General features: G+C 67.3%; 21 protein-coding genes and 1 pseudogene. 5 read left to right on the forward strand and 17 right to left on the reverse strand.

Going from position 1 to position 21,131, the window contains the following annotated elements:
* Position 1: 1 nt before the first annotated feature.
* From ACZK33_RS22650 to ACZK33_RS22730, 17 genes and pseudogenes are all read right to left on the reverse strand, one after another.
* Positions 2 to 433, reverse strand: a complete 432-nt coding sequence (locus tag ACZK33_RS22650) for an acyl-CoA thioesterase (RefSeq protein WP_049462291.1) — start codon at positions 431 to 433, stop codon at positions 2 to 4.
* Positions 420 to 1,969: pseudogene (locus tag ACZK33_RS22655) on the reverse strand (HAL/PAL/TAL family ammonia-lyase). The gene ACZK33_RS22650 and the pseudogene ACZK33_RS22655 overlap by 14 nt, the downstream one beginning before the upstream one ends.
* Positions 1,959 to 2,900, reverse strand: a complete 942-nt coding sequence (locus ACZK33_RS22660; protein WP_197615846.1) for an LpxL/LpxP family acyltransferase — start codon at positions 2,898 to 2,900, stop codon at positions 1,959 to 1,961. The pseudogene ACZK33_RS22655 and the gene ACZK33_RS22660 overlap by 11 nt, the downstream one beginning before the upstream one ends.
* Before the next feature lies 1 nt (position 2,901).
* Entirely contained in the window at positions 2,902 to 3,672 is a 771-nt protein-coding gene (locus ACZK33_RS22665; RefSeq protein WP_071228592.1) for a glycosyltransferase family 2 protein, read from the reverse strand.
* Positions 3,662 to 5,347: an ApeI family dehydratase gene (locus tag ACZK33_RS22670; RefSeq protein ID WP_423174550.1), complete on the reverse strand. Its 1,686-nt coding sequence runs from the start codon at positions 5,345 to 5,347 to the stop codon at positions 3,662 to 3,664. The genes ACZK33_RS22665 and ACZK33_RS22670 overlap by 11 nt, the downstream gene beginning before the upstream one ends.
* Complete coding sequence (locus ACZK33_RS22675; RefSeq protein WP_012512473.1) at positions 5,340 to 5,891, reverse strand: COG4648 family protein; 552 nt, start codon at positions 5,889 to 5,891, stop codon at positions 5,340 to 5,342. Before ACZK33_RS22675 ends, ACZK33_RS22670 begins: the two co-directional genes overlap by 8 nt.
* 22 nt (positions 5,892 to 5,913) lie before the next feature.
* On the reverse strand, positions 5,914 to 6,171 hold the full coding sequence (locus ACZK33_RS22680) for an acyl carrier protein (RefSeq protein WP_006402206.1): 258 nt from the start codon (positions 6,169 to 6,171) through the stop codon (positions 5,914 to 5,916).
* 17 nt (positions 6,172 to 6,188) lie between these two features.
* Positions 6,189 to 6,446: a phosphopantetheine-binding protein gene (locus ACZK33_RS22685; protein ID WP_005411610.1), complete on the reverse strand. Its 258-nt coding sequence runs from the start codon at positions 6,444 to 6,446 to the stop codon at positions 6,189 to 6,191.
* Complete coding sequence (locus ACZK33_RS22690; RefSeq protein ID WP_423174551.1) at positions 6,433 to 7,230, reverse strand: lysophospholipid acyltransferase family protein; 798 nt, start codon at positions 7,228 to 7,230, stop codon at positions 6,433 to 6,435. The genes ACZK33_RS22685 and ACZK33_RS22690 overlap by 14 nt, the downstream gene beginning before the upstream one ends.
* Positions 7,223 to 7,966, reverse strand: coding sequence for a beta-ketoacyl synthase chain length factor (locus ACZK33_RS22695; RefSeq protein ID WP_049424210.1), 744 nt, complete (start codon positions 7,964 to 7,966; stop codon positions 7,223 to 7,225). Before ACZK33_RS22695 ends, ACZK33_RS22690 begins: the two co-directional genes overlap by 8 nt.
* A 217-nt stretch (positions 7,967 to 8,183) precedes the next feature.
* Entirely contained in the window at positions 8,184 to 9,197 is a 1,014-nt protein-coding gene (cydB, locus tag ACZK33_RS22700; protein WP_005414876.1) for a cytochrome d ubiquinol oxidase subunit II, read from the reverse strand.
* Position 9,198: 1 nt separating this feature from the next.
* Positions 9,199 to 10,596, reverse strand: coding sequence for a cytochrome ubiquinol oxidase subunit I (locus ACZK33_RS22705; protein ID WP_049462287.1), 1,398 nt, complete (start codon positions 10,594 to 10,596; stop codon positions 9,199 to 9,201).
* Between the two features lie 128 nt (positions 10,597 to 10,724).
* Entirely contained in the window at positions 10,725 to 11,912 is a 1,188-nt protein-coding gene (locus ACZK33_RS22710) for an ABC transporter permease (protein ID WP_459002525.1), read from the reverse strand.
* 13 nt (positions 11,913 to 11,925) lie between these two features.
* Positions 11,926 to 13,224, reverse strand: coding sequence for an ABC transporter permease (locus tag ACZK33_RS22715; protein WP_423174552.1), 1,299 nt, complete (start codon positions 13,222 to 13,224; stop codon positions 11,926 to 11,928).
* A gap of 318 nt (positions 13,225 to 13,542) precedes the next feature.
* A complete protein-coding gene (locus ACZK33_RS22720) occupies positions 13,543 to 13,758 on the reverse strand; it encodes a hypothetical protein (protein WP_012512479.1) in 216 nt (71 codons plus the stop codon).
* Positions 13,755 to 14,408 (reverse strand): RNA polymerase sigma factor, encoded by a 654-nt coding sequence (locus tag ACZK33_RS22725; protein ID WP_180837868.1) that lies wholly within the window; start codon positions 14,406 to 14,408, stop codon positions 13,755 to 13,757. The genes ACZK33_RS22720 and ACZK33_RS22725 overlap by 4 nt, the downstream gene beginning before the upstream one ends.
* A gap of 37 nt (positions 14,409 to 14,445) precedes the next feature.
* Positions 14,446 to 14,775 carry a hypothetical protein gene (locus tag ACZK33_RS22730; RefSeq protein WP_005414880.1) on the reverse strand — a complete coding sequence of 110 codons (330 nt, stop codon included), beginning with the start codon at positions 14,773 to 14,775 and terminating at the stop codon, positions 14,446 to 14,448.
* 167 nt (positions 14,776 to 14,942) lie between these two features.
* On the opposite strand from ACZK33_RS22730, the gene ACZK33_RS22735 reads away from it, so the two are divergent.
* From ACZK33_RS22735 to ACZK33_RS22755, 5 genes are read left to right on the forward strand one after another with little or no spacing between them, the layout of a single operon-like run.
* Positions 14,943 to 17,312: a S9 family peptidase gene (locus tag ACZK33_RS22735; protein ID WP_423174553.1), complete on the forward strand. Its 2,370-nt coding sequence runs from the start codon at positions 14,943 to 14,945 to the stop codon at positions 17,310 to 17,312.
* The gene (locus ACZK33_RS22740; protein WP_423174554.1) at positions 17,309 to 17,728 is read left to right on the forward strand and encodes an NUDIX hydrolase; all 420 of its coding nucleotides are present in this window, start codon (positions 17,309 to 17,311) and stop codon (positions 17,726 to 17,728) included. The genes ACZK33_RS22735 and ACZK33_RS22740 overlap by 4 nt, the downstream gene beginning before the upstream one ends.
* Positions 17,729 to 17,758: 30 nt before the next feature.
* The gene (locus ACZK33_RS22745) at positions 17,759 to 18,319 is read left to right on the forward strand and encodes a hypothetical protein (RefSeq protein WP_478453922.1); all 561 of its coding nucleotides are present in this window, start codon (positions 17,759 to 17,761) and stop codon (positions 18,317 to 18,319) included.
* A 36-nt stretch (positions 18,320 to 18,355) separates the two neighbouring features.
* Positions 18,356 to 19,474 carry a hypothetical protein gene (locus ACZK33_RS22750; protein ID WP_423174555.1) on the forward strand — a complete coding sequence of 373 codons (1,119 nt, stop codon included), beginning with the start codon at positions 18,356 to 18,358 and terminating at the stop codon, positions 19,472 to 19,474.
* Between the two features lie 37 nt (positions 19,475 to 19,511).
* Positions 19,512 to 21,128 (forward strand): hypothetical protein, encoded by a 1,617-nt coding sequence (locus tag ACZK33_RS22755; protein WP_423174556.1) that lies wholly within the window; start codon positions 19,512 to 19,514, stop codon positions 21,126 to 21,128.
* Positions 21,129 to 21,131 lie beyond the last annotated feature (3 nt).

Below are 21,131 nucleotides of genomic sequence, written 5' to 3' on the forward strand. Positions count from 1 at the left end.
TTCACGGCGCAGGCACTCCCAGGCGTTCCCACAATACCGGCGGGCACTGGTACAGCATTTCCTTGCTGGCAGCGTCCACCGCAACCTGGATGGTCATCGCGCGGGTCAGCACCTGGCCGCTCTGCGCATCGACGATCTCGTACTCGATCTTCAGCCGGTTCTCCCATTCCACGATGCGCGCGATCACGCGCAGGGCCTGGTTGAACAGCAACGGACGCACGTACTTCACCCGCGCATCGACCACCGGCCACAGGTAGCCCGATTCGAGCATCTGCGGGTAGTCGTAGTCGTAGCGGCCGAGCAGCGCGCAGCGCGCGATCTCGAAGTACTTGAAGTAGTTGCCATGCCAGACCACGTTCATCGGATCGCAGTCATGGAAGGCCGGGGTCAGCGAAATCTCGCCGGCCCGTTCGATTGCTTCATTCACCGGCATACAGCTCCCAACGTTGCGCGCGGATCTCCACCAGCAGTTCCCGCAGTTCGCGATCCAGCGCGCGGTCTTCTTCAACCAGGGCGATGCGCTGCCCCAGGTCGGCGTACATGTCGGCCAGACTGCCATGCAGCTGCGCGTTCAGGCCAACCCGTTCGCGCAGCGCCAGGCCCTGGCGGGCGGCGACCAGCATCGCGGCCACCACCTGTTCAGTCAGCTCGATCACGCGCAGGCAATCGCGCGCGGCAATGGTGCCCATGCTGACCTTGTCCTGGTTGTGGCATTCGGTGGAACGCGAGAACACGCTGGCCGGCATGGTCTGCTTCAGCGCTTCGGCGGTCCACGCCGAAACGCTGATCTGCAGCGCCTTCAGGCCATGGTTGATGGCCGCGCGCGGGCCGGTGGCCGCCGACAGGTTGGCCGGCAGGCCGTGGTTGTAGCGGGCATCGACCACCAGTGCCAGCTGCCGGTCGAGCAGATCGGCAAGGTTGGCCACGGTGTTCTTCAGGGTGTCCATCGCCAGCGCGATGTGGCCGCCGTAGAAATGACCGCCGTGCAGGATACGCTCGCCGTCGGCATCGATCAGCGGGTTGTCGTTGGCGCTGTTCAGTTCGGTTTCGATCAGCTGGCGCAGGAACGGCAGGCTGTCCTCCAGCACGCCGATCACGTGCGGTGCGCAGCGCAACGAATAGCGGTCCTGCAGGCGCTGTTCATTGCGCGGCGGACGCTCGCTGTGCAGGTCGCTGCGCAGGCGCGCGGCGATGCGGCCCTGGCCCGGGTGCGGCTTGGCGGAGAACAGGGTTTCGTCGAAGTGATGCGCGTTGCCGTCGCTGGCCAGCACGTTGAACGCAGTCAGCCGCGTGGCCATGCGCGCCAGTAATCGGCGCGCTGCCAGGCCAGGCAGGCCAGGCCGGTCATCACGGCGGTACCGTTCATGATCGCCAGGCCTTCCTTCGGCCGCAGCTTCAGCGGGGTCATGCCGATCTTCGCCAGCACATCCGCCGCCGGCTGCACGCGGCCGTCGTGCAGCACCTCGCGCTCGCCGCACAGCACCGCGGCCACGTACGACAGCGGGGTCAGGTCACCGCTGGCACCCACCGAGCCCTCGGCCGGAATCATCGGCAGCACGTCGTGCTGCAGCAGTGTGGCCAGGCCTTCCAGCAGCGGCACACTGACACCGGACATGCCACGCACCAGCGACGCCAGGCGCGCGGCCAGTACCGCACGGGTCTCGACCGGGTCCAGGTAACGGCCCAGGCCACAGCCGTGGTAGGTGTACAGGTGGTGCGGCAGCTCAGCCACCAGCGCCGGCGGGATGTTCACCGTGCACGAGTCGCCGTAGCCGGTGGTCACGCCGTAGATCACGCCGTCCTCGCGCAGCAGGCGGTCGAGGAAGTCGGCACCGCGCTGGATATGCGCGCGGAACGCCGGCGCGTCGCTCAGTGCGGCCTCGCACTGGCGCTGGGCCAGGGCAACCACGTCTTCAATGGTCAACGGTGCATCGCCAAAGCGGCACACGGGTACGGCGTCAGTCGTCATGCGGAGCCTGATCCCAGAAGGGGAAGAAGTTGAACCAGTCCAACGGGGACTGGATGACCTGGAGTTCCAGCCAGCGCGCGAAGCGCTGTGCCTGTTCGGCCAGCGCGGCATCGCGCGAGCCACGTGGCAGCGCGATGCGTTCGGCGAACTGTTCAAACGCCACGCGATAGCCCTCGCCCTGGTGCAGGCAGGCCATGGTGTAGACCGGGCAACCCAGCGCGGCGGCGAGCACATAGGCGCCGATCGGGAACGGCGCGCGGTGGCCAAGGAAATCGGCGGTGACGCTGCGGCCGCCCTGCACCGGCGTGCGGTCGCCGACGATGGCAACGAAGCCACCCGCCGCCACGCGCTCTGCCAGCATCACCGCCGTGGCCGGGCCCATTTCGGTTACCTGCACCAGCTCCACCGCCGCCAGCGGGTCCAGCCGCTGCAGCAGGCGGTTGAAGCGCTGCGCATGCGCGGTGTGCACCAGCACGGTGATGCGGAACCCCGGCACCTGTTCGGCCAGTACCTGGCACAGCTCCAGGCAGCCGATGTGCGCGGTGAGGATCAGCCCGCCTTCGCGGCGCGCGATCTTCTCCAGCACCAGGTCGCGATGCAGGTGGATGCGTTCGGCCGGATAGCGCCCGCCCAGGCCGAGGATCTTGTCCAGCATCGTATCGGCGAAGGCGAAGAAATGGCGCAGGCTGTCACGCCGGGTCGGCGTGCGGCCGAGCACGCCGCTGTATGCCTGCAGCCGCTGCAGGTACTGCATCGAGGCCTGGCGGCCGACGCGGTTGCCCAGCCAATGGCAGGCCACCACCGGCCACACGCACAGGCGGAACGGCCAGCGCCCGAACCAGCGGTGCACCCAGCACAGGAACAGCACGCCGGCCACCGAGGTGGATTCGCCGATGTCGGCCCAGTGCGGGGCCCCCTGCGCGGCCGCCATTTCAGCGCTGCCCCCGCAGGCGGCGCCACAGCAGGCGCGGTGCGCGCCAGAGCATGCCGAAGAACAAGCGGGTGTGCATGCGGCTGATGCGCACGTTGTCGCGCCACACATCGAAGTGCGAGACGCCATCGGATGGATAGGTCACGCGCGTGGCCAGGTGCTCGACCGGCAGGTGCCGCCAGTACAGGCGCACCATCACTTCGGTATCGAAATCCATGCGCCGGCCGATGGTTTCTTCACCGATCAGGCGCAGCACCGGCGGCAGCGGATACACGCGGAAGCCGCACATGGTGTCGCGCAGATGCAGCGACAGCGTGTTGATCCAGACCCAGATGTGGGTCGCGTAGCGGCCATACAGGCGCGCCTTGGGAACGCTGGCGTCGTAGGCCGGAATGCCACAGATCACCGCCTCGGGATGGGCGCGCGCCGCTTCGATGAAGCGTGGCAGATCGCGGGTATCGTGCTGGCCGTCGGCATCGATCTGCAGCACGTGGCTGTAGCCTCGCGCGCCGGCTTCGGCGAAACCGGCCAGCATCGCCCCGCCCTTGCCCTGGTTGACGTCCAGGCGCAGCAGGTCGACGCCCTGGCGCTGTGCCAGCGAACGCAATGCTGCCGCGCACGCCTCATGCGAGCCATCGTCGATCAGCAGGCATGGCAGGCCGGCGGCCTGCACGCCGTCGACCACCGCCGCGATGGCGTGCTCGTGGTCGTAGACGGGAATCACCACCAGTGGCGCGAACGCGGCACCGGCAACGGCCGGATCAGTCCGCATCGGCGAAGACCACTTTGCCGCTGGCATGCACGCCGTGGCTGGACGTGTAACGGAAGGCCAGCACGTTGCGTGCGGCATCCCAGTCCAGCTGCAGGGTCAGCTCATCGCCCGGGCGGGCCACGTGCTGGAACTTCACCGCATCCATGCGCAGGAACACTGCCGGCATGGCGAACACCTGGCGGCCAAACCGCACCGCCCAGTCCAGCTGCGCCACGCCGGGCAGGATCGCCGCCTGCGGGAAGTGGCCCTGGAACGGCCGCAGCGCCGGGTCCAGAGTCATCCGCAGCGTGGCGCTGGCCGCATCGCGGTGATCCCAGACCGGCACCGGCATCAGCGGCTGGAACAGCGCTGCCAGTGCCGCCTGGGTGACTTTGCCCTGTGCGTTGATCGGCAGCGCCGGCACCAGCCGCCAGCGGCGCGGTCGGGTGACCGCGTCATGCGCATGCGCCAGACGCGCGCCGAGGCGCTGGCCCAGCGCGCGGCGCGCGGCATCACCGCCCTCCAGCAGCGTCGGGTCAGCCGGTACCACCACGGCGGCCAGCTGCTCGCGCTGCCCGGGCAGCACCAGCACGCGCACGTCATCCACTTCGGCGTCTTCGCGCAGCGCGCGTTCCAGCGCATCCAGCGATACGCGGCGTTCTTCGATCTTGACGATGCGGTCGGCGCGCCCCAGCAGGCGGAAGCGGCCATCGGCCAACGCTTCAACGCGGTCCTGGGTACGCCACCAATCCGGGGTTTCCAGATGTGCGGAGGCCACCGCCAGGCAGCCCTCCTCGATGCGCCACTGCACGCCGGGCAGCGGCTGCCACGGCGGCAGGTCGGTGTCCCAGCGGCGCCAGGCGATGCCGCCGGTCTCGCTGCTGCCATAGACCTCGGTCGGTGCCACGCCGAGCCACTGCCGCACCTGGCGTGCGGCTTCTTCCGGCAGCGGGCCACCGGAGGAGAATACCGCGCGCAGGCGGCCATGCAGGCTGGCCCAGTCGAGCTGCTCGGGCAGGCGCTTGAGGTGGGCCGGGGTCGCGACCAGCACCGTATCGGTACCGGCCAGCGCACCCACCAGATCTTCGTGGAAGAACCGGCGTGGATGGATCAGGCGGCCGGCAGCCAGCGGCCACAGCACGCGGAACAGCAGGCCATAGATGTGCTGGTGCGACACCGTGCCATGCACCTGCACGCCTTCCAGCTGCGTGCCGAACGCAGCCTGCAATGCGTCCACCTCGCGCGTCAGCTGGTCCATGCGCTTGTTGATCGCACTGGGCTGTCCGGTGCTGCCGGAGGTGAACACGCACAGCTCGCAGGCGCGCTCGTCCAGCGCCTGAAGACCCTCGTCCGGTGCGGCGTCCAGCGCCGCCAGCGGACGATAATCGGCGGACACGTCGCCTGCGAAACCACTCACCTGCGGCTGCAGCGCCTGCAGCGTGGCCGGCAGATTGTCGGCAGCCAGGAACACCCGCTTGCCGGCATGCCAGGCACCGAACAACGCAGCGGCAAAGGCCACCGCATCATCGAAATACAGGGCCCAGTCACGGCCTTCGGCCGCCGCAAACGCGGCGCGCCAGGCCAGTACGCGCTGGCGGAAGCGGGCGTGGTCGATCACCTCGCCATCGCAGACGCCAACGCTTCGATGCGGCCGCGCCTCCAGCAGCAGTCGGTCCAGGGCAATCCACTCAGCCATGCGCGTGCGCCGCCTTCACCCGCCGCCGCACCAGCCACTCACCTGCGAACAACACGCCCATCATCACGTACGCCAACAATCCGTTGTAGAGCATCCAGACCCGGTCCGACGCGTACAGCGCGGTCAGCAGGGCCAGGCTGCCGTTGAGAACGAAGAAGCCGCACCACACCTGGGTGACGCGGCGGGTATAGGCCACCGCGAACGGGGGCAGGTCCGGTTCCTGCAGCCGTGCCAGGCGTTCCACCAGCGGCGGGCCGAAACGCAGGCTGGTGCCGAATACCGCCAGCATCACTGCGTTGACCAGCGCCGGGTACAGCTTCAGCGGCAGGGCCTGGTTGAGCACAGTGGCCAGCACCGCCAGCAGGCCGGTGCCGGCGGCCGCAGCCCACCACAGCGGCTGGCGCGTACTCAGCGCGCGCAGCAGGGCCAGGGTGAACAGCAGCAGCGACAACCAGCGTGGCTCGAAGCGGCCCATCGCCAGGTACACCAGCACCGGGTAGGCCAGCGAGATCGCAGCCACCACGACCGTGCGTGCGCGTGCCATGGTGGAGCCGCCGGCGCTGCGGTCAGGCGGCTGCCTGGTCCGGCAGCAGCCTGTGCACCACATCGACGATGTCCTGCACGGTACGCACAGCCTTGAACGCTTCCGGCTGCAGGTTGCGGCCGAGCAACGGCTTCAGCTGAACGATCAGGTCGACCGCGTCGATGCTGTCGATGTCCAGGTCGTCGTACAGGCGGGCCTCGGGGGTGATCCGGGCGGTTTCGATCTCGAAGCTGTCGGTCAGGATGCTGACGATGCGTTCGAACAGTTCATTCTTGGTCATGGCAGGTCCTGGCACCGTTACGACTGGCGGGCGGCGACGAACTCGCCGAGCGCGCGCACGCTGGAGAAATGGCGACGGGTTTCTTCCGAATCGGCCGAGAGGCTCACACCGTACTTCTTCTGCAGCGCCAGGCCCAGCTCCAGCGCGTCGATCGAATCCAGGCCGAGGCCCTCGACGAACAGCGGCGCGGTCGGATCGATGTCCTCCGGCGTGATGTCCTCCAGCGAAAGGGAGGAAATGATCAATTCCTTGATCTCGTGCTCAAGTGCTTGCACGGGGCGGATCTCCAGACAGGTCGAAATAACGAGAAAGGTGCTCGGTGACGCGGCGTGCTGCCAAGGCATCCCCCCTTGGCGAGTCGTCTTCGGCCAGAAATGGCGCGATCGGGATATCTTCGCCGATCTGCAGCCGAACGTGAAAGCGACGTGAGGGGACACGATACCACTTCTGCCCCTTGGTCAGCGTTGGCGGGCTGCAGGTGATCCGCACCGGGGTGACGTCCAGGCGGCCCCGTACGGCGATGTTGGCGGCCCCGCGCTGCAGCCGTGGCGGCTGCCCGGGCACGCTGCGGGTGCCCTCCGGGAAGATCACCAGGGTGCCGCCGGCATGCACCGCGGCCACGCAGTCATCGACCAGGCCGGCGCCATCGTCATTGGAGATGTAGCCAGCGGCCCGTACCGGACCGCGCATGAACGGGTTGCAGGCCACGGCCCGCTTGACCACGCAGTCGGCGTTGGGCAGCAGCGAGATCAGGCAGACCACGTCGATCAGGGTCGGGTGATTGGCCAGTACCAGCAGGCCGTCGCGCTGCAGGCGTTCGCCGCCCTCGATCTCGTACGTCATCACCCCCAGCCCGCGCATCAGCCGCAGGTGGCTGGCGAACGCGACCTGGACCACGCGCCGGGCCCGGCGGCGGCGGACCACCGGGTCGCGCATCAGCAGCAGCACCGGCATCACCAGCACGCCCAGCAGCAGGCCGCCCAGGCCAAATGCGACAAAGCTCAGGCCGGTGCCAAACACCCGCCAGGCATGGTCGAGGCGGCGCAGCAGCTCAGCCACGGCGGCTCCAGCGCCAGCGCTGGCCGTGGGCCACGTGTTCCAGCGCCGGCGCGCCGGACAACAGGAACCGGTGCAGGTCCAGCGCATGCGGCAGCAGGCCGGGCGCAGTGCTGGCCTGGGCGTCGGCCGGCTGCCACTGCAGCGACAGCGTCGGTCGGCCCTCTGCCGGGGCGGTCAGGCGCCAGCACCAGGCAAAGAACGGGTCGGGTTCGTCGGCGAACGTCGCGTAAATTTCCGGAAGTGGCGACTCATAGACCACCACCCGCACCTCGCGGGCACCGTCGGCCAGCAGGCCGACGGCCTCCAGGCAAGCCGTCTCCACCGTGGCCTGGCCCGCCGCCAGCGCCAGGTAGTTGCCGCGGTGGCCGCGGGCGATGGAATACAGCGCGGCAATCGCGTTGTGCACGGACAGGCCGAATCCGGTCGGCGACAACGGCTGGTCGCCGACCAGCGCGCCCAGCAGGTCCATCGAACGGGCCACGTCGCCGTGGCGGCTGGCGAACACCAGCGGCACGTCACTATCGGCGCCCTGCCCGTCCTCGCACCAGCACGCGGCCTGGATCGCCATCCGGCCCAGCCGCTCGATGCGGCGGCGCTGCATCGCCGGCACTTCGGCCAGCGCCGGCGTGTCTGCGCCGTGCGGCAGGTACGGCGCATCGGCCCAGCCCAGCCACTGGCTACGCTCACTCAGGCCGGGCGCCCAGGCGGCCCAGTCGACGATGGAGAATTCGATCATTTAGCGATGGTGCTTCAACGGGAGAACGATAGGCACGAGCCATTACGGCGACGCGCGGCGGCCCCCCGTTCCTGCAGCCGTGCGTCCGTCCAGGACGTCGCCGGCTGCCCCCCTGGCCGCCGGAAAGGAGCGCACGCTAGCACGTCCCGCGCAGGGTGTGCAGGTTTCACATTTCCCAACACGGGGCCCGGCACCGGCAGGCCCCGTCTTCAATCGATCAGTGGTAACCGGTGTCGGCGTGCACCTTGCCGCGGAATACCCGGTAGGACCACGCCGTATAGCCGAGGATGACCGGCAGCAATATGACCAGCCCGACCAGCGTGAAGCCCAGCGACGACGCCGGCGCGGCGGCCTGCCACAGGGTCATCGACGGTGGCAGCAGATAAGGCCACATGCCCAGCACCAGGCCGAGGAAGCCGAGCACGAACAGGGCCAGGCTGAGCAGGAACGGCGGCAGGTCGCGGCGCGGGTGGGTGGCACTGCGCCACAGCGCGGCGGCCACCGCCAGGGTCAGCAGCGGCACCGGCGACAGCCACCAGAAGTTGCCGTCGCTGAACCAGCGCGCCATCAGGCGCGAATCGAGGAACGGCAGCCAACTGCTGACCAGGCCCATCGCCGCGATCACCGCCACCACCAATGGCCGGGTCATCTGCCGCGCCAGCGCCTGCACGCGACCTTCGGTCTTCAGGATCAGCCAGGTGCTGCCCAGCAGCGCATAGCCGGCCACCAGCGCGGCACCGGTCAGCATCGCGAACGGGCTGAACCAGGCAAACGGCCCGCCCTGATAGACACCGTCCACCAGCGGGATGCCCTGCACCAGGGTGCCAAGGATCACGCCCTGGGCAAACGTGGCCAGCAGCGAACCGAGGCCGAACGCCACGCTCCACAACCGGCGCGATCGATGCGCCTTGAAGCGGAACTCGAAGGCCACGCCGCGGAACACCAGCGCCACCACCAGCAGCAGCACCGGCAGGTACAGCGCCGACAGCAGCACCGCATAGGCCTTGGGGAAGGCCGCCAGCAGGCCAGCGCCACCGAGCACCAGCCAGGTCTCGTTGCCGTCCCAGATCGGCGCGGCGGTGTTCATCATCAGGTCCAGTTGTTCCTCGTCCTCGGCGAACGGGGCAAGGATGCCGATGCCGAGCACGAAGCCGTCCAGCACCACGTACATCAGCACGCCGAAGCCGATCACCGCGAACCACGCCACCGGCAGCCAGGTCATCAGGTCCATGTCAGCGCTCCTCCAGCGGTTCATCGGCGGCCGACAACGGACGTGCCGGGGTATGGCTGCCATGGTCCAGCGACGGCCCCTCGGCATACGGCTGCGGCCCGTGGCGCAGGATCTTCACCAGGTACCAGATGCCCCAGCCGAACACGAAGGCATAGCCAACCACATAGACACCCAGCGACAACGCCGTCATCCACGCACTCTGCGGGCCGACCGCATCAGCGGTGCGCAGCACGCCATACACCACCCACGGCTGGCGCCCCATCTCGGTGACGAACCAACCCGACAGCAGTGCGATGAAACCGCTGGGCAGCATCCAGTTCCAGCCGCGCAGCAGCCACGGCGAATCCAGCAGCTTCCTGCGCCACAGCTGGAAAGCCGACACCCAGGCCAGCAGCAGCATCAGCGTGCCCAGCCCAACCATGATGCGGAAGGCGAAGAACACCGGCGTCACCGGAGGCCGCTCGCTGGCCGGCACCGAGGTGAGCGGATCGAAGGTGCCGTCCAGGCTGTGGGTGAGGATGACGCTGCCCAGCTTCGGGATGGCCACTTCGAAGTCGTTGCGCTCTTCCTTCTCGTTCGGCAGCGCGAACACCACCAGCGGCACGCCCTCGCCCTCCTGGGTTTCATGCCAGTGCGCTTCCATCGCCGCGATCTTCATCGGCTGATGCTTGAGCGTGTTCAGGCCATGCATGTCGCCGACGAAGATCTGTACCGGCACCGTCAGCGCCGCGAACGCCACCGCCGCGATCAGCATGCGCCGTCCGGCCTCGACATGTGTGCCCTTGCGCAGGTACCACGCGCCCACGCCACCGATCACGAAACAGGTGGTGATGAACGAGCCCAGCGCCATGTGCGCCAGGCGATAGGGGAACGAGGGATTGAACACCACCTGCCACCAGTCCACCGGATGCACGATGCCGTTGACCATCTCGTAGCCGGCCGGTGTATGCAGCCAGCTGTTGGACGACAGGATCCAGAACGTGGAGAACAGCGTGCCCAGCGCCACCATGCAGGTGGAGAAGAAATGCAGGCGCGGCGAGACCCGGCCCCAGCCGAACATCATCACGCCGAGGAAGCTGGCTTCCAGGAAGAACGCGGTCAGCACCTCATAGGTCAGCAACGGACCGATGACCGTGCCGGCCACCTCGCTCAGCCGCGGCCAGTTGGTGCCGAACTGGAAGGCCATGACGATGCCACTGACCACGCCCATGCCGAACGACACGGCGAAGATCTTCTGCCAGAAGAAATACAGCTCGCGCCACACGGGCAACTTCGTGCGCAGCCACCGCCATTCGATGAAGGCCAGCCAGCTGGCCGTACCGATGGTGAAGGCGGGGAACAGCACGTGGAAACTGATGACGAATCCGAACTGGATCCGGGACAACAACAACGCGTCCAAGGGACGCCTCCTGCCTGTGACCGGTGGGATACCGGACCACTTTAGGAGGATTTCGTTAAGGTGGGATGCGACCGGGTGACGCGCTGCTTCACTTTGTCGCAGGGAAGCTGGATGACAGGATGAACGGGCTACAGGGGCTTCAGCAGGGTCAAGGGCGGCTCCTTGGCGATTCGCAGGGCCCGGGGTACCAGTGCAGTCAAGCAGGCCGCCATCACCAGCACGACAGCGCTCGATATCGATAACCACAGTGAACCTGTGATGCCATCCTGTGGCGGCCCTATCCACTGCAACGACAACGCGCCGAGCAGGGCGCCCAGTGTGGTGAACAGTGAAACTTCGAACATGATTTCGGCAAAGATCACTGAGCCGCGAGCACCGAGTGTCCGTCGAACCCCAATGGAGTGCCGGCGCCGATCAAGCCAGGCGCCTACGACTCCGGAAACCCCGGCCATCAGTACACCGAGAACGATGGCCGTCATGACCGCGAGCACGGTCGTAGCGAAGCGATCAGCTTTGACGTAGGCGTCGCGATATCCCGCCAGCGTCTCGACACCGGTCGAATTCACGATCCGATAGGGCCGCTGCAGCGCATCGACAGTGCGATCAAGCGATGAACGATCAACCTCCGACTTCCACTTCGCCAGATAATAGCGACTGGCGCCCGTGGGAAGGCCAGGAAGCAGCGCCCACTGCGAGTCCCGCTCATTGCCTCCTGGTGCCGGTCCAGCAACAGACGCAAATACGCCCACGATGACCCGGCTGCTGCCGGGGCCGAAATACAGGTGGCGGCCAACAGCACTCTCCGTTCCGAACAGACGGGCAGCCAGCGCTTCACTGATCAGCACTACCGGAGCACCTTCAGCCATGTCGTCCTCTGTGGCATCCCGTCCCAGGACGATTCCCGCGCCCAGCATCGCCAGCAAGCCAGAGCTGGCAGTTGCCACGGGAATGCGATCACATCCAGCAACGTCTGTCGTACCCGCGTTCATCGAGTACGCCATGGCCGACTCGCTGGTGCACACGCCGTATCGATGGGCTCTTCCCCCGAACGGAACAGCGTCGCTCACAACCGTGTCCTGAACACCGGGCAGCCGGATCGCGGACAGGTCTGCCCGCAGCACTGCAGCATCAGCGCCTTCTTCGACATCCGAGACCCTGACCACACCAATCGATACTGCGTCCCGGATGCTGCGGGTGTTCAATCTGGCGAAGCTGTCCAGCACAGATTGCAGTGCGAACGCACATGCCAGGCTTGCAAGCGCAGCCTGCACTGCAAGCAGTGCGGCGCTTCCCAGATGTCGTCGAGTCTCCCTCATTGATTCGAACATTTCAGGCAGCCCCCTTCGCGAAGGCACTCGACAGTGAGCTGACCCTGCAGATTTCAAACGATGGGACCAATGAACAGAGCAACGTCGTGACGACTCCCAGACCAGCCGCCATCAGCATTGCCCCGGCATGCATCGCTGTTATCGCGCTGGGCAGAACGTCTCCCGCAGCAACCACCCGGATTCCCAGCGTATAGGTGACGACAGCGAGCGCACCGCTTGCGACGCCCGCCGCGATGGATTCCCACATGAGCTGGATGAACACGTCTCGGCGTCGTGCTCCCAGTGCACGTCGTATCGCGAGCTCCCGCCGACGGCGCCCCAGACTGAAGCTCAGCAGCGCCGCCGCGTTGACGATGCACACGCCGAGCAGGATCAGCGACAACCGAAGCTGCATCCTGGCCTGCTCCGGAACCAATCCCAGCCTGTCCAGCCAATCCATCAACGGCCAGAGTGCCACCTGCTGGGTGCCTGGCTCGATCCGAAGCCCCTTTTCCTGCGCATAGGCATTCAGATTCGCGCGGTAAGCGGCGACATCATCTGCGGTGGGCAGCCACGCCCACAATTGAAGCCAGGAAACATTGGCCCCTGCAGGATCCGTGTCCTGGTCACCACCCCAGATCGCCGTCCCGTCCACAACGGTCAGCTTGTCTGCGATTGCGGTTTCAAGCGGCAGGTAGATCTCGTCAGGCTCCACAAACGGTCTGCGCGTGAGGTCTCCCTGAAACATAGGCACCGGATGCCAATCCTCCGCGACACCCACCACGGTATAGGTGCGTCTGCCCAGGTCCAACTGATGACCAACACAGCCCTGTGCACACTCGCGCTCTGCGAGCACACGCGACAGAACCACGATTCGACTCGCAGCATGCCCCTCCTCGGCGGTCCATGCGCGCCCTTGAACAACGGCAATGCCGAGGACACTGAAGACTTCGGACGTGGCGAACCTGGCGCGCAATCTTGCGCCGGGCTCTCCCGGCCGGGAGAGCGTCACCGCGCCCCCTGCCATTGCTGCCTGCTTCCACGTCCGGCCTTGGTTCAGAAGCACCTTCGCGTCTGGCCAGGTCAGTGACTGACCAGGATCCGGAGAGCCACTGCGCAGTGCATCTGGACGCGCGTCAAGGTAAGGGCGGAACAGTGCCGAGCTCCGGCCTGGAGCGGGATCCGACGATGCCTGGAGAACAATGGAAAGCATCACGGTGGTGATCCCTACCCCCGCACCCAGCATGAGAGCGATTGACAGATGAGTGCCGACTCTCTGCTTGAATCGGGCAAGCGAAAGCTGGACGTAGTAGAGCATCATCCAACTGCATCCGGCATTGGCTTACTCGCGCACCTGTCCACGTGATTCTCACTCCATGCCTTTGGAAGCTGATGGTTGAGAATCTCTGATTGTGAAACTTCGCCTCAAGTGGAGACATGGGATTTGCAACTTTCCTCAGGAAACACACGCAGCTCGTAGGTCCTGGATAGAGCCACCGACACTGATGACGAGACCGAGGTGACGGAATCTGACGCGGAAGACCAACTGTCGATTTGCAGACAACGCCCGATGCCTGGCCATCTGATCAGGTGTTGGAGGAAAAAGCGTCCAGAATCAGGTGCAGGCGTCAGCGTTCTTCTAGACCCAGAAATACCAGACAGCTGCCGCCACCAACGCCCCCAACAACACCACCTGCACCACCACATAGCCCACGCCACTATCGCGCGATTCAGCGGCAATGCGCTTCTGCAGCGCCTCGCTCACATCCGGCGTCTCTTCCTGCTGCGTCTGCTCACGCAACGCCTGCGCCAGCGCGCGTTCTTCCGCATCGCGAGGGTCGGTCGATGGGCTCACAGCAGTTCTCCGGCGGCGGCATGCCGCGTCAGTTCCTGCTTCAGGACCTGGCGCGCGCGGTGCAGGTGGCTCTTGATGGTACCGCGTGCCAGCCCGGTCACCTGCTCGATCTCGACCAGGTCGAAGTCCTCCAGGTAGTGCAGGCCGACGATCAGGCGCTGCGGTGCACTCAACCGCTCCAGCGCCACGCCAAGATGGCGCCCCGCCTGCAGCGCCTCGCTCAGTTCAGCCGGCCCCGGTCCTTCATCGCCGATTCCCAGTTCCTCCGGCACCTCCACCGCCACCATCCATTGCGCCTCCAGCCGTCGCCGGCGCAGGTGCTGCAGCGCGGTGGTGTAGGCCACCCGGGAAACCCAGGTGCGCAGCGAGGATTCAAAACGAAAGCGGTGCAGCTGGCGGAACACGGCCAGGAAGGTCTCCTGCAGCAGGTCGGCCACCTGATCGCGGTCGCCCACCATGCGCCCGATCACATGTGCGCAGGTGCGCTGATGTGTCTCGACCAGCTGCGAAAACGCCGCCTGCGAGCCATCGATGATGGCCCGCACCAGGGCCTGGTCCGCATCCAGCGGTGCGGCGGGTGCCGCCGTCGCCGCTGCATCGTGGCGGCGACGGCCCCGCAGTGCCGACAATGCTTCGCCGAGCAGGCTCATCTGCGGGGCGCCCCCTGTGCCCGTGACATGGGCCGGCTCAGCCCTTGCGTGCGGCGGGGCGGGTGAAGTGCCAGGCCAGCAGCTGGCCCAGGCCAGCACTGCCGACCAGCGCGGCGGCGGCACCGAAGGTCAGGTCACGGGCACCGATGGCTTCCAGCAGGGCCATGGCCAGCGCCAGGCAGACCAGGCTTATGCCCCAGCGCAGCGCCCCCTGGCGGCGGCGTTCTTCTTCCAGCACGGCCAGTGAGCGGATCACTTCCTCCGGCACGTGCGGGGCCACCAGCTTGCTGCGGGCGCGGGCATCGGCAATGGCGTGGATCGCGTAGGCGATGCAGATGAAGAGAGTGATCGGGATCAGTTCCTGCATGGTCGGGCTCCTGTTCGGTGGATGATGCGGGTTCAGGAGAATGGATGCGCGAGGCCGGCTACCGGTTGCACCACTTTGCCAATCCCGCTGCCATGACCTGTGGCCCCTGCCCCGGGCCCTTGCGGCTGCTACGCTTGGCCGGTTTCCTCTTCTGGTGCCGTCCGCCCATGTCCCGAGTGCTGCCCCTGTCCCTCCTGCTGTCGGCCGTGCTGGCCGCACCGGCTGCGCATGCCGCGCCGACGCCGATCACCATCGAACAGGCCATGGCCGACCCGGACTGGATCGGTCCGCCGGTCGAGAAGGCCTGGTGGTCGTGGAACAGCCAGCAGGTGGAATACCAGCTCAAGCGCAGCGGCAGCCCGGTGCGCGATACCTTCCGCCAGCCGGTGGCGGGTGGCGTGGCCGCACAGGTGGCCGATGACCAGCGCGGCACCCTGGACGTGGCCGAGCCGGTCTACGACCGCAGCCGCAGCCGCAGCGCCTTCGCCCGCAATGGCGACGTGTTCGTGCGCGACCTGCGCAGCGGCGCGCTGACCCAGCTGACCCGCAGCAACGAGCGCGCGGGCAACGTGAACTTTGCTGCCGACAATGGCGTGATCTGGCGCGTTGGCCAGAACTGGTTCCACTGGACCGCCGCCAGCGGCGTGCAGCAGGTGGCCAGCCTGAAGGCCGAGAAGGATCCGCGCACGCCGCCGAAGGCCGACGTGCTGCGTGACCAGCAGCTGCGCACGCTGGAAACCCTGCGCCGCGACCGCGACCAGCGCGAAGCACTGAAGGACCAGGACCAGCGTTGGCGCCAGGCCGACCCGACCCGCGCGCCGGGCCCGGTGTACCTGGGCACCGACGTGGAGATCGCCGACAGCGTGCTGTCGCCGGACCTGACCCGCCTGATCGTGGTGACCAAGCCGAAGGACTTCGATGACGGCCGCGGCGGCAAGATGCCGCTGTACGTGACCGAGTCGGGCTACGAGGAAACCGAAGACACCCGCACCCGCGTCGGCCGCAACGGCTTCGAACCGCACACCCTGTGGTACGTGGACGTGCGCACCGGCAAGGCCGAGAAGGTCTCGCTGTCCAGCCTGCCCGGCATCAGCACCGACCCGCTGGCCGAGCTGCGCCGCAAGGCCGGCAAGGATGCGCTGAAGGGCGACCGCAGCGTGCAGGTGATGAGCGACTTCATGGGCGGTGGCATCCGCTGGAGCGCCGACGGCCAGCAGGCCGCGGTGATGCTGCGTGCCAACGACAACAAGGACCGCTGGATCATCAGCGTCAACGCTGCCGATGGCCGCGTGCAGAACCGCCATCGCCTGACCGACAACGGCTGGATCAACTGGGGCTTCAATGATTTCGGCTGGATGGCCGATGGCCGCACGCTGTGGCTGCTGTCGGAGGAATCGGGCTTCTCGCACCTGTACACCCAGGCCGGCACGGCCAAGCCGCAGGCGCTGACCAGCGGCAAGTGGGAAACCTCGGCGCCGGTGCCGTCGGCCGATGGCAAGGGCTTCTACTTCCTGTGCAACCAGCAGGCCCCGCATGACTACGAAGTCTGCGCGGTCGATACCGGCAGCCGCCAGGTGCGCGAGCTGACCAGCCTCAACGGCGTGGAAGACTTCTCGCTGTCGCCGGACGGCCAGCAGCTGCTGGTGCGCTACTCCGGCGCCTACCTGCCGCCGCAGCTGGCCGTGCTGCCCAGCACCGGTGGCCAGGCCCGCGTGCTGACCGACACCCGCACTGCCGACTACAAGGCACGCCAGTGGATCCAGCCGAAGTTGGTAGCGGTTCCGTCCAAGCACGGTGCCGGCGTGGTCTGGGCCAAGTACTACGAGCCGGAGAACAAGGAAGCCGGCAGGAAGTACCCGATCGTGATGTTCGTGCACGGTGCCGGCTACCTGCAGAACGTGCACCAGCGCTACCCGGCCTACTTCCGCGAGCAGATGTTCCACAACCTGCTGGTGCAGAAGGGCTACATCGTGCTGGACATGGATTACCGCGGCAGCGAGGGCTACGGCCGCGACTGGCGTACGGCGATCTACCGCAACATGGGCCACCCGGAACTGGAAGATTACAAGGATGGCCTGGACTGGCTGGTCGACACCCAGCAGGGTGACCGCGACCACGCCGGCATCTACGGCGGTTCCTACGGCGGCTTCATGACCTTCATGGCGCTGTTCCGCTCGCCGGGCACCTTCAAGGCCGGCGCCGCGCTGCGCCCGGTGGTCGACTGGCACCAGTACAACCACGGCTACACCAGCAACATCCTCAATACCCCGGACATCGATCCGGAGGCGTACCGCGTGTCCTCGCCGATCGAGTACGCGCAGAACCTGCAGGACAACCTGCTGATTGCCCACGGCATGATGGATGACAACGTGTTCTTCCAGGACTCGGTGAACCTGACCCAGCGCCTGATCGAACTGCACAAGGACAACTGGTCGATCGCTCCGTACCCGCTGGAGCGCCACGGCTACGTCCGCGCCGATTCCTGGCTGGACCAGTACAAGCGCATCCTCAAGCTGTTCGAGCAGAACCTGAAGTGAGCAACGCCGCGGCCACGATCCACATCGTGGCCGCGGTCATCCTGGATGACCGCGGCCGGGCGCTGGTGGTGCGCAAGCACGGCGCTGACCGTTTCATCCAGCCGGGCGGCAAACCCGAAGCCGGCGAAGCACCGCTGCAGGCGCTGGCCCGCGAGCTGGACGAGGAACTCGGCGTGCAGCTGTGCACCGATGCCTCCATCGCGCTGGGCACGTTCCAGGACTGGGCGGTGAACGAGCCTGGCCACCGCGTGCAGGCCCAGGCCTGGTGGGTGCAGATGGACGGCATGCCACAGGCACGCGCGGAGATCGCCGAACTGGCCTGGGTGCCGCTGCAGCCACCGCACGGCCTGCCCTTGGCACCGCTGAGCGAACACCATATCCTGCCGGCCGTCGCCACCCGGGTGACGGCCCGCTGAGCGCGCGGGCACCGATTGCAAGGACACCGGATGTCAATGTCGATCCCGCCGATTCCTTCGCTGGTCCAACCGACCTATCACGCCTGGGTGCGCCCGATCGCACACGCCTCGTTCTGGCTGTCACTGCTGCTCACGGTCTACTTCGTGATGCAGGGACTGCTGCTGTGGCCGCTGCACAACCTTCCGATCTGGCACCTGGCTGAGAGGGAAGTACAACTCCAGCACCTGCACAGCCTGATCTGGCTTCTGGCGCATCCGGTGGCCGCGTCGATGATCGTCGCACTGCTGTGCCTTGCCTCGACACTGGCCAGCTGGGGACTGCTGCGCGAGCGCAGCTGGGGCCTGTGGAGCTTTGTGGCCATCCTGCTGATGAGTGCATTGACCAACTTTGCGATCGCCGGGTGGCTGGACGTGTTCATGCGCGACGTCATCCCGTTTCTCTCCGACGACGCCGTCCTGCAACAGGAACTCCATCTGAAGCGCTGGTTGATCACGCTGACCATGGTGGCCATGTCATTCGTACTCCTCGGCCTGCAGGGTTGGCTGGCCTGGCGACTGCTGCGACCAGACATCCGCTCGCGCTTCCACTGAGCCACACCCCCTTTTCCGCACGACAAGGACCGTCGCATGCGCTTGCTGACCCTTCTCCCCGCGCTGCTGCTGTTCGCCGCGCTGCCTGCCGCCGCCGATGCGCTGCGCTGTGGCGAATACCGCAGCACCGACGGTGGCATGGCGCTGATATTCACATCACCCAGCAGCGGCTACCGCCGCGACGACGGCAGCGAGCCGGAGCCGCTGTGGGTCGATCGCAGTGCGGCGCAGGCCCGACTGGTCATGCTCGACGATGGCGTGGCACTGCCGGTCCGGATCAGCGCCGATGGGCAGCGCATCGAAGACGACGTGGTGGTCTACACGCTGCGCCAGTCCCGGGGCTGCGCCAGCGAACCCGCCGCGATTGCCGGCAGCTGCCGCGCCGCCGGCAGCCACTGCATTGCGCAGCTGCCCGCGGCTTCGCCCGGCCAGATCCAGCGCGCGTGCAGCGAAGGCGTTGGCGCGGGCTGCTCGGCGCTGCTGCGACAACTGCGGGATGACAGCCCAGCGAAGGCCACCGACGACGTCGGTGCCACGGGCTTTGATCGCCCGCCTGCCTGCCGCGAACACACGCCCGGGCATGACCCGCAGGCCTGCGAGGCGCTGACCAATGATGCATTGGCTGCCGCTATGCAGCGGGTGAATCAACGCCTGCTGCAGGAAGACGAAGACACACTGGATTCGCCGCTTCCGGCCGCTGTACGCGATCAGCTGCAGCAGAGGTGCCTGCAGCACCGCAGTGGCCGCTTCTGCGTGGAAGTGGCCGCGCAGCAATTGAACGCGCTGGAACCTGCGTTGGCAGTGCAGGCCCTGCAGGTGGCCTGCGATGCGGGCCGCGTCAGTGCCTGCGAACGTACTGCACCGCTGCGTGAACTCGGCACCGACCTGCGCCTGGTTCCGCTGCAGCAGGTGCCGTGCGGCCGTTACCAGGCCGACGGTGGCGTGATCGACATGCTCGACTTCGGTGATGGCGCGCATGCCCGCCTGCATGAAGGCGCCGTCCAGCTGCAGCAGAACGGCGAAACCCTTGTGCTGCGCCAGCTCGGCAACGGCGACCTGCTCGGCATGGATACCCAGACCGGCTACCAGCGTTACCGGCCACTGCCCGACGCGGCACAATGCACGCCCCCGCGCGAGGGCCAGGGTTCGCCGTAGCGCCAGGAGCTTCCCGTTCGATCGTCAAGGAGACGACATGCATTCACCCGCACCGCGCCGCCGCTGGCTGGCCTGGGCCCTGCTGCTGGCCGCGCCGATGGCCGCCGCACAGTCACCACAATGCGGCCTGTTCAAGGCCGACGAAGGCAGCGGCACGCTGCGCATCAGCTCACCGAACCGCGGCGAGCAGAAGCACTTCGGCAGTGCGCCGTCTCCGGTCGCGTTCCAGCAGATCGACGGAAAGCTGCAGCTGGTGAACCTGGAGTACGGCCTGCCCAGTGCGCTGCAGGTGCGCGATCGTGGCCGCACGGTCGAGGTGGATGGCACGGTCTACCTCCTGCAGGCCCCCGCACAGTGCGCCGCAGCCGCCACGCCGGCTGATGGCAGCTGCCTGGCCGATGCGGCCGTGTGCTTGGACAACCGTCGCGAAGCGACCCCGGCCGCGCTGGAAGCAGGGTGCCGGGAAGGCGTGCCCGGCATGTGCCTGCAACTGGCCGATCGTTGGCACGAGGAGGCCAAACCCACGGTCGAGGCCGATCCCGCCCTGGCAAAGGCAGCGCTCGACGCCGCCTTGTCCGGTATCAAACTCCCCGCCGCCTGTGACAACGGTGGCTTCGAACAGGGAACCCCGGCGTGTGCCGCCGCACTCGAGGCCGACCCGGCGGCGCAGGAGCAGCTGGTCAAGGCCGCGATGACGGCCGCCATGACCGAAGCCATGGTGACGATGACGGCGCCGACCGTGCCGGTGATCATTCCAGCTGAGCGGCGGCAACAGTTGTTGCGGTTGTGCCGCGAGGTAGCGCACGGCGGCTTCTGCACCCGCGTGGCTGAGCTGTCCTGGGACGCGGGAGATCCCCAGCAGGCGGTGCAGGCCCTGGCTGCAGCCTGCACCCCCGGCAATGACACCGCCACCTGCGAGCGCCTGCCGGCGTTGCAGGCAGTGGGCGCATCGCTGCGACCGCAGCCCGCAACTGCATTGCCCTGCGGCAATTACCGGTCCGACGGCGGCCTGATGGACACGCTGGATTTCGGTGACGCCGGCCTGGTCGGTGTGGGCTGGAGCAGCCATCTTCGCGCACGCGTCGAAGCGGGCGACATCCGCATCCATCACGACCGGGACGGTGACTTCGTGCTGCGCCCGCTGCCCGGCGGCCAGTTGCTGGGCCTGGATAACTGGACCCGCTTCCAGGTGTTCGTCCCCACCGGCGAGGGCCCGACCCGGTGCAGTGCACCGAAGCAGTTCAAGGTGCTGCCACTGCCGCAGGATTGCCCGCTGGCGCTGGCCAACGAGGGCGGTGCCGAAGCCTGCTGCGCGCAGGGCAAACTGCAGGGCTGCAACATTCTCGGCAACCGCCTTGCGCTGTCCGGCGACTGGCTGCAGGCTGCCGGGCACTACACCACGGTCTGCCGCGCCGGCGTGCGCGAAGGGTGCGAGAACCTGGTGACCGCACAGGGCAACGGCGCGGAACTGGACGCACGGGCAACCCTGGAGCAGCTGTGCAAGGCCGACCGTAGTGGCCTGCATGTGGCCTGCGACGTGCTCGGCACCCAGAACTGGGAGCTGATCACGCTGGGTGGTGCTCTGCAGAAGGCGGTTGACGAGGCAGCCGTGGACGACGCTCCGGCGCCGCGCAACTCCAACCGCAAGCGCTGAGCC

This window comes from Stenotrophomonas sp. 86156_Sma (genome assembly GCF_056481625.1).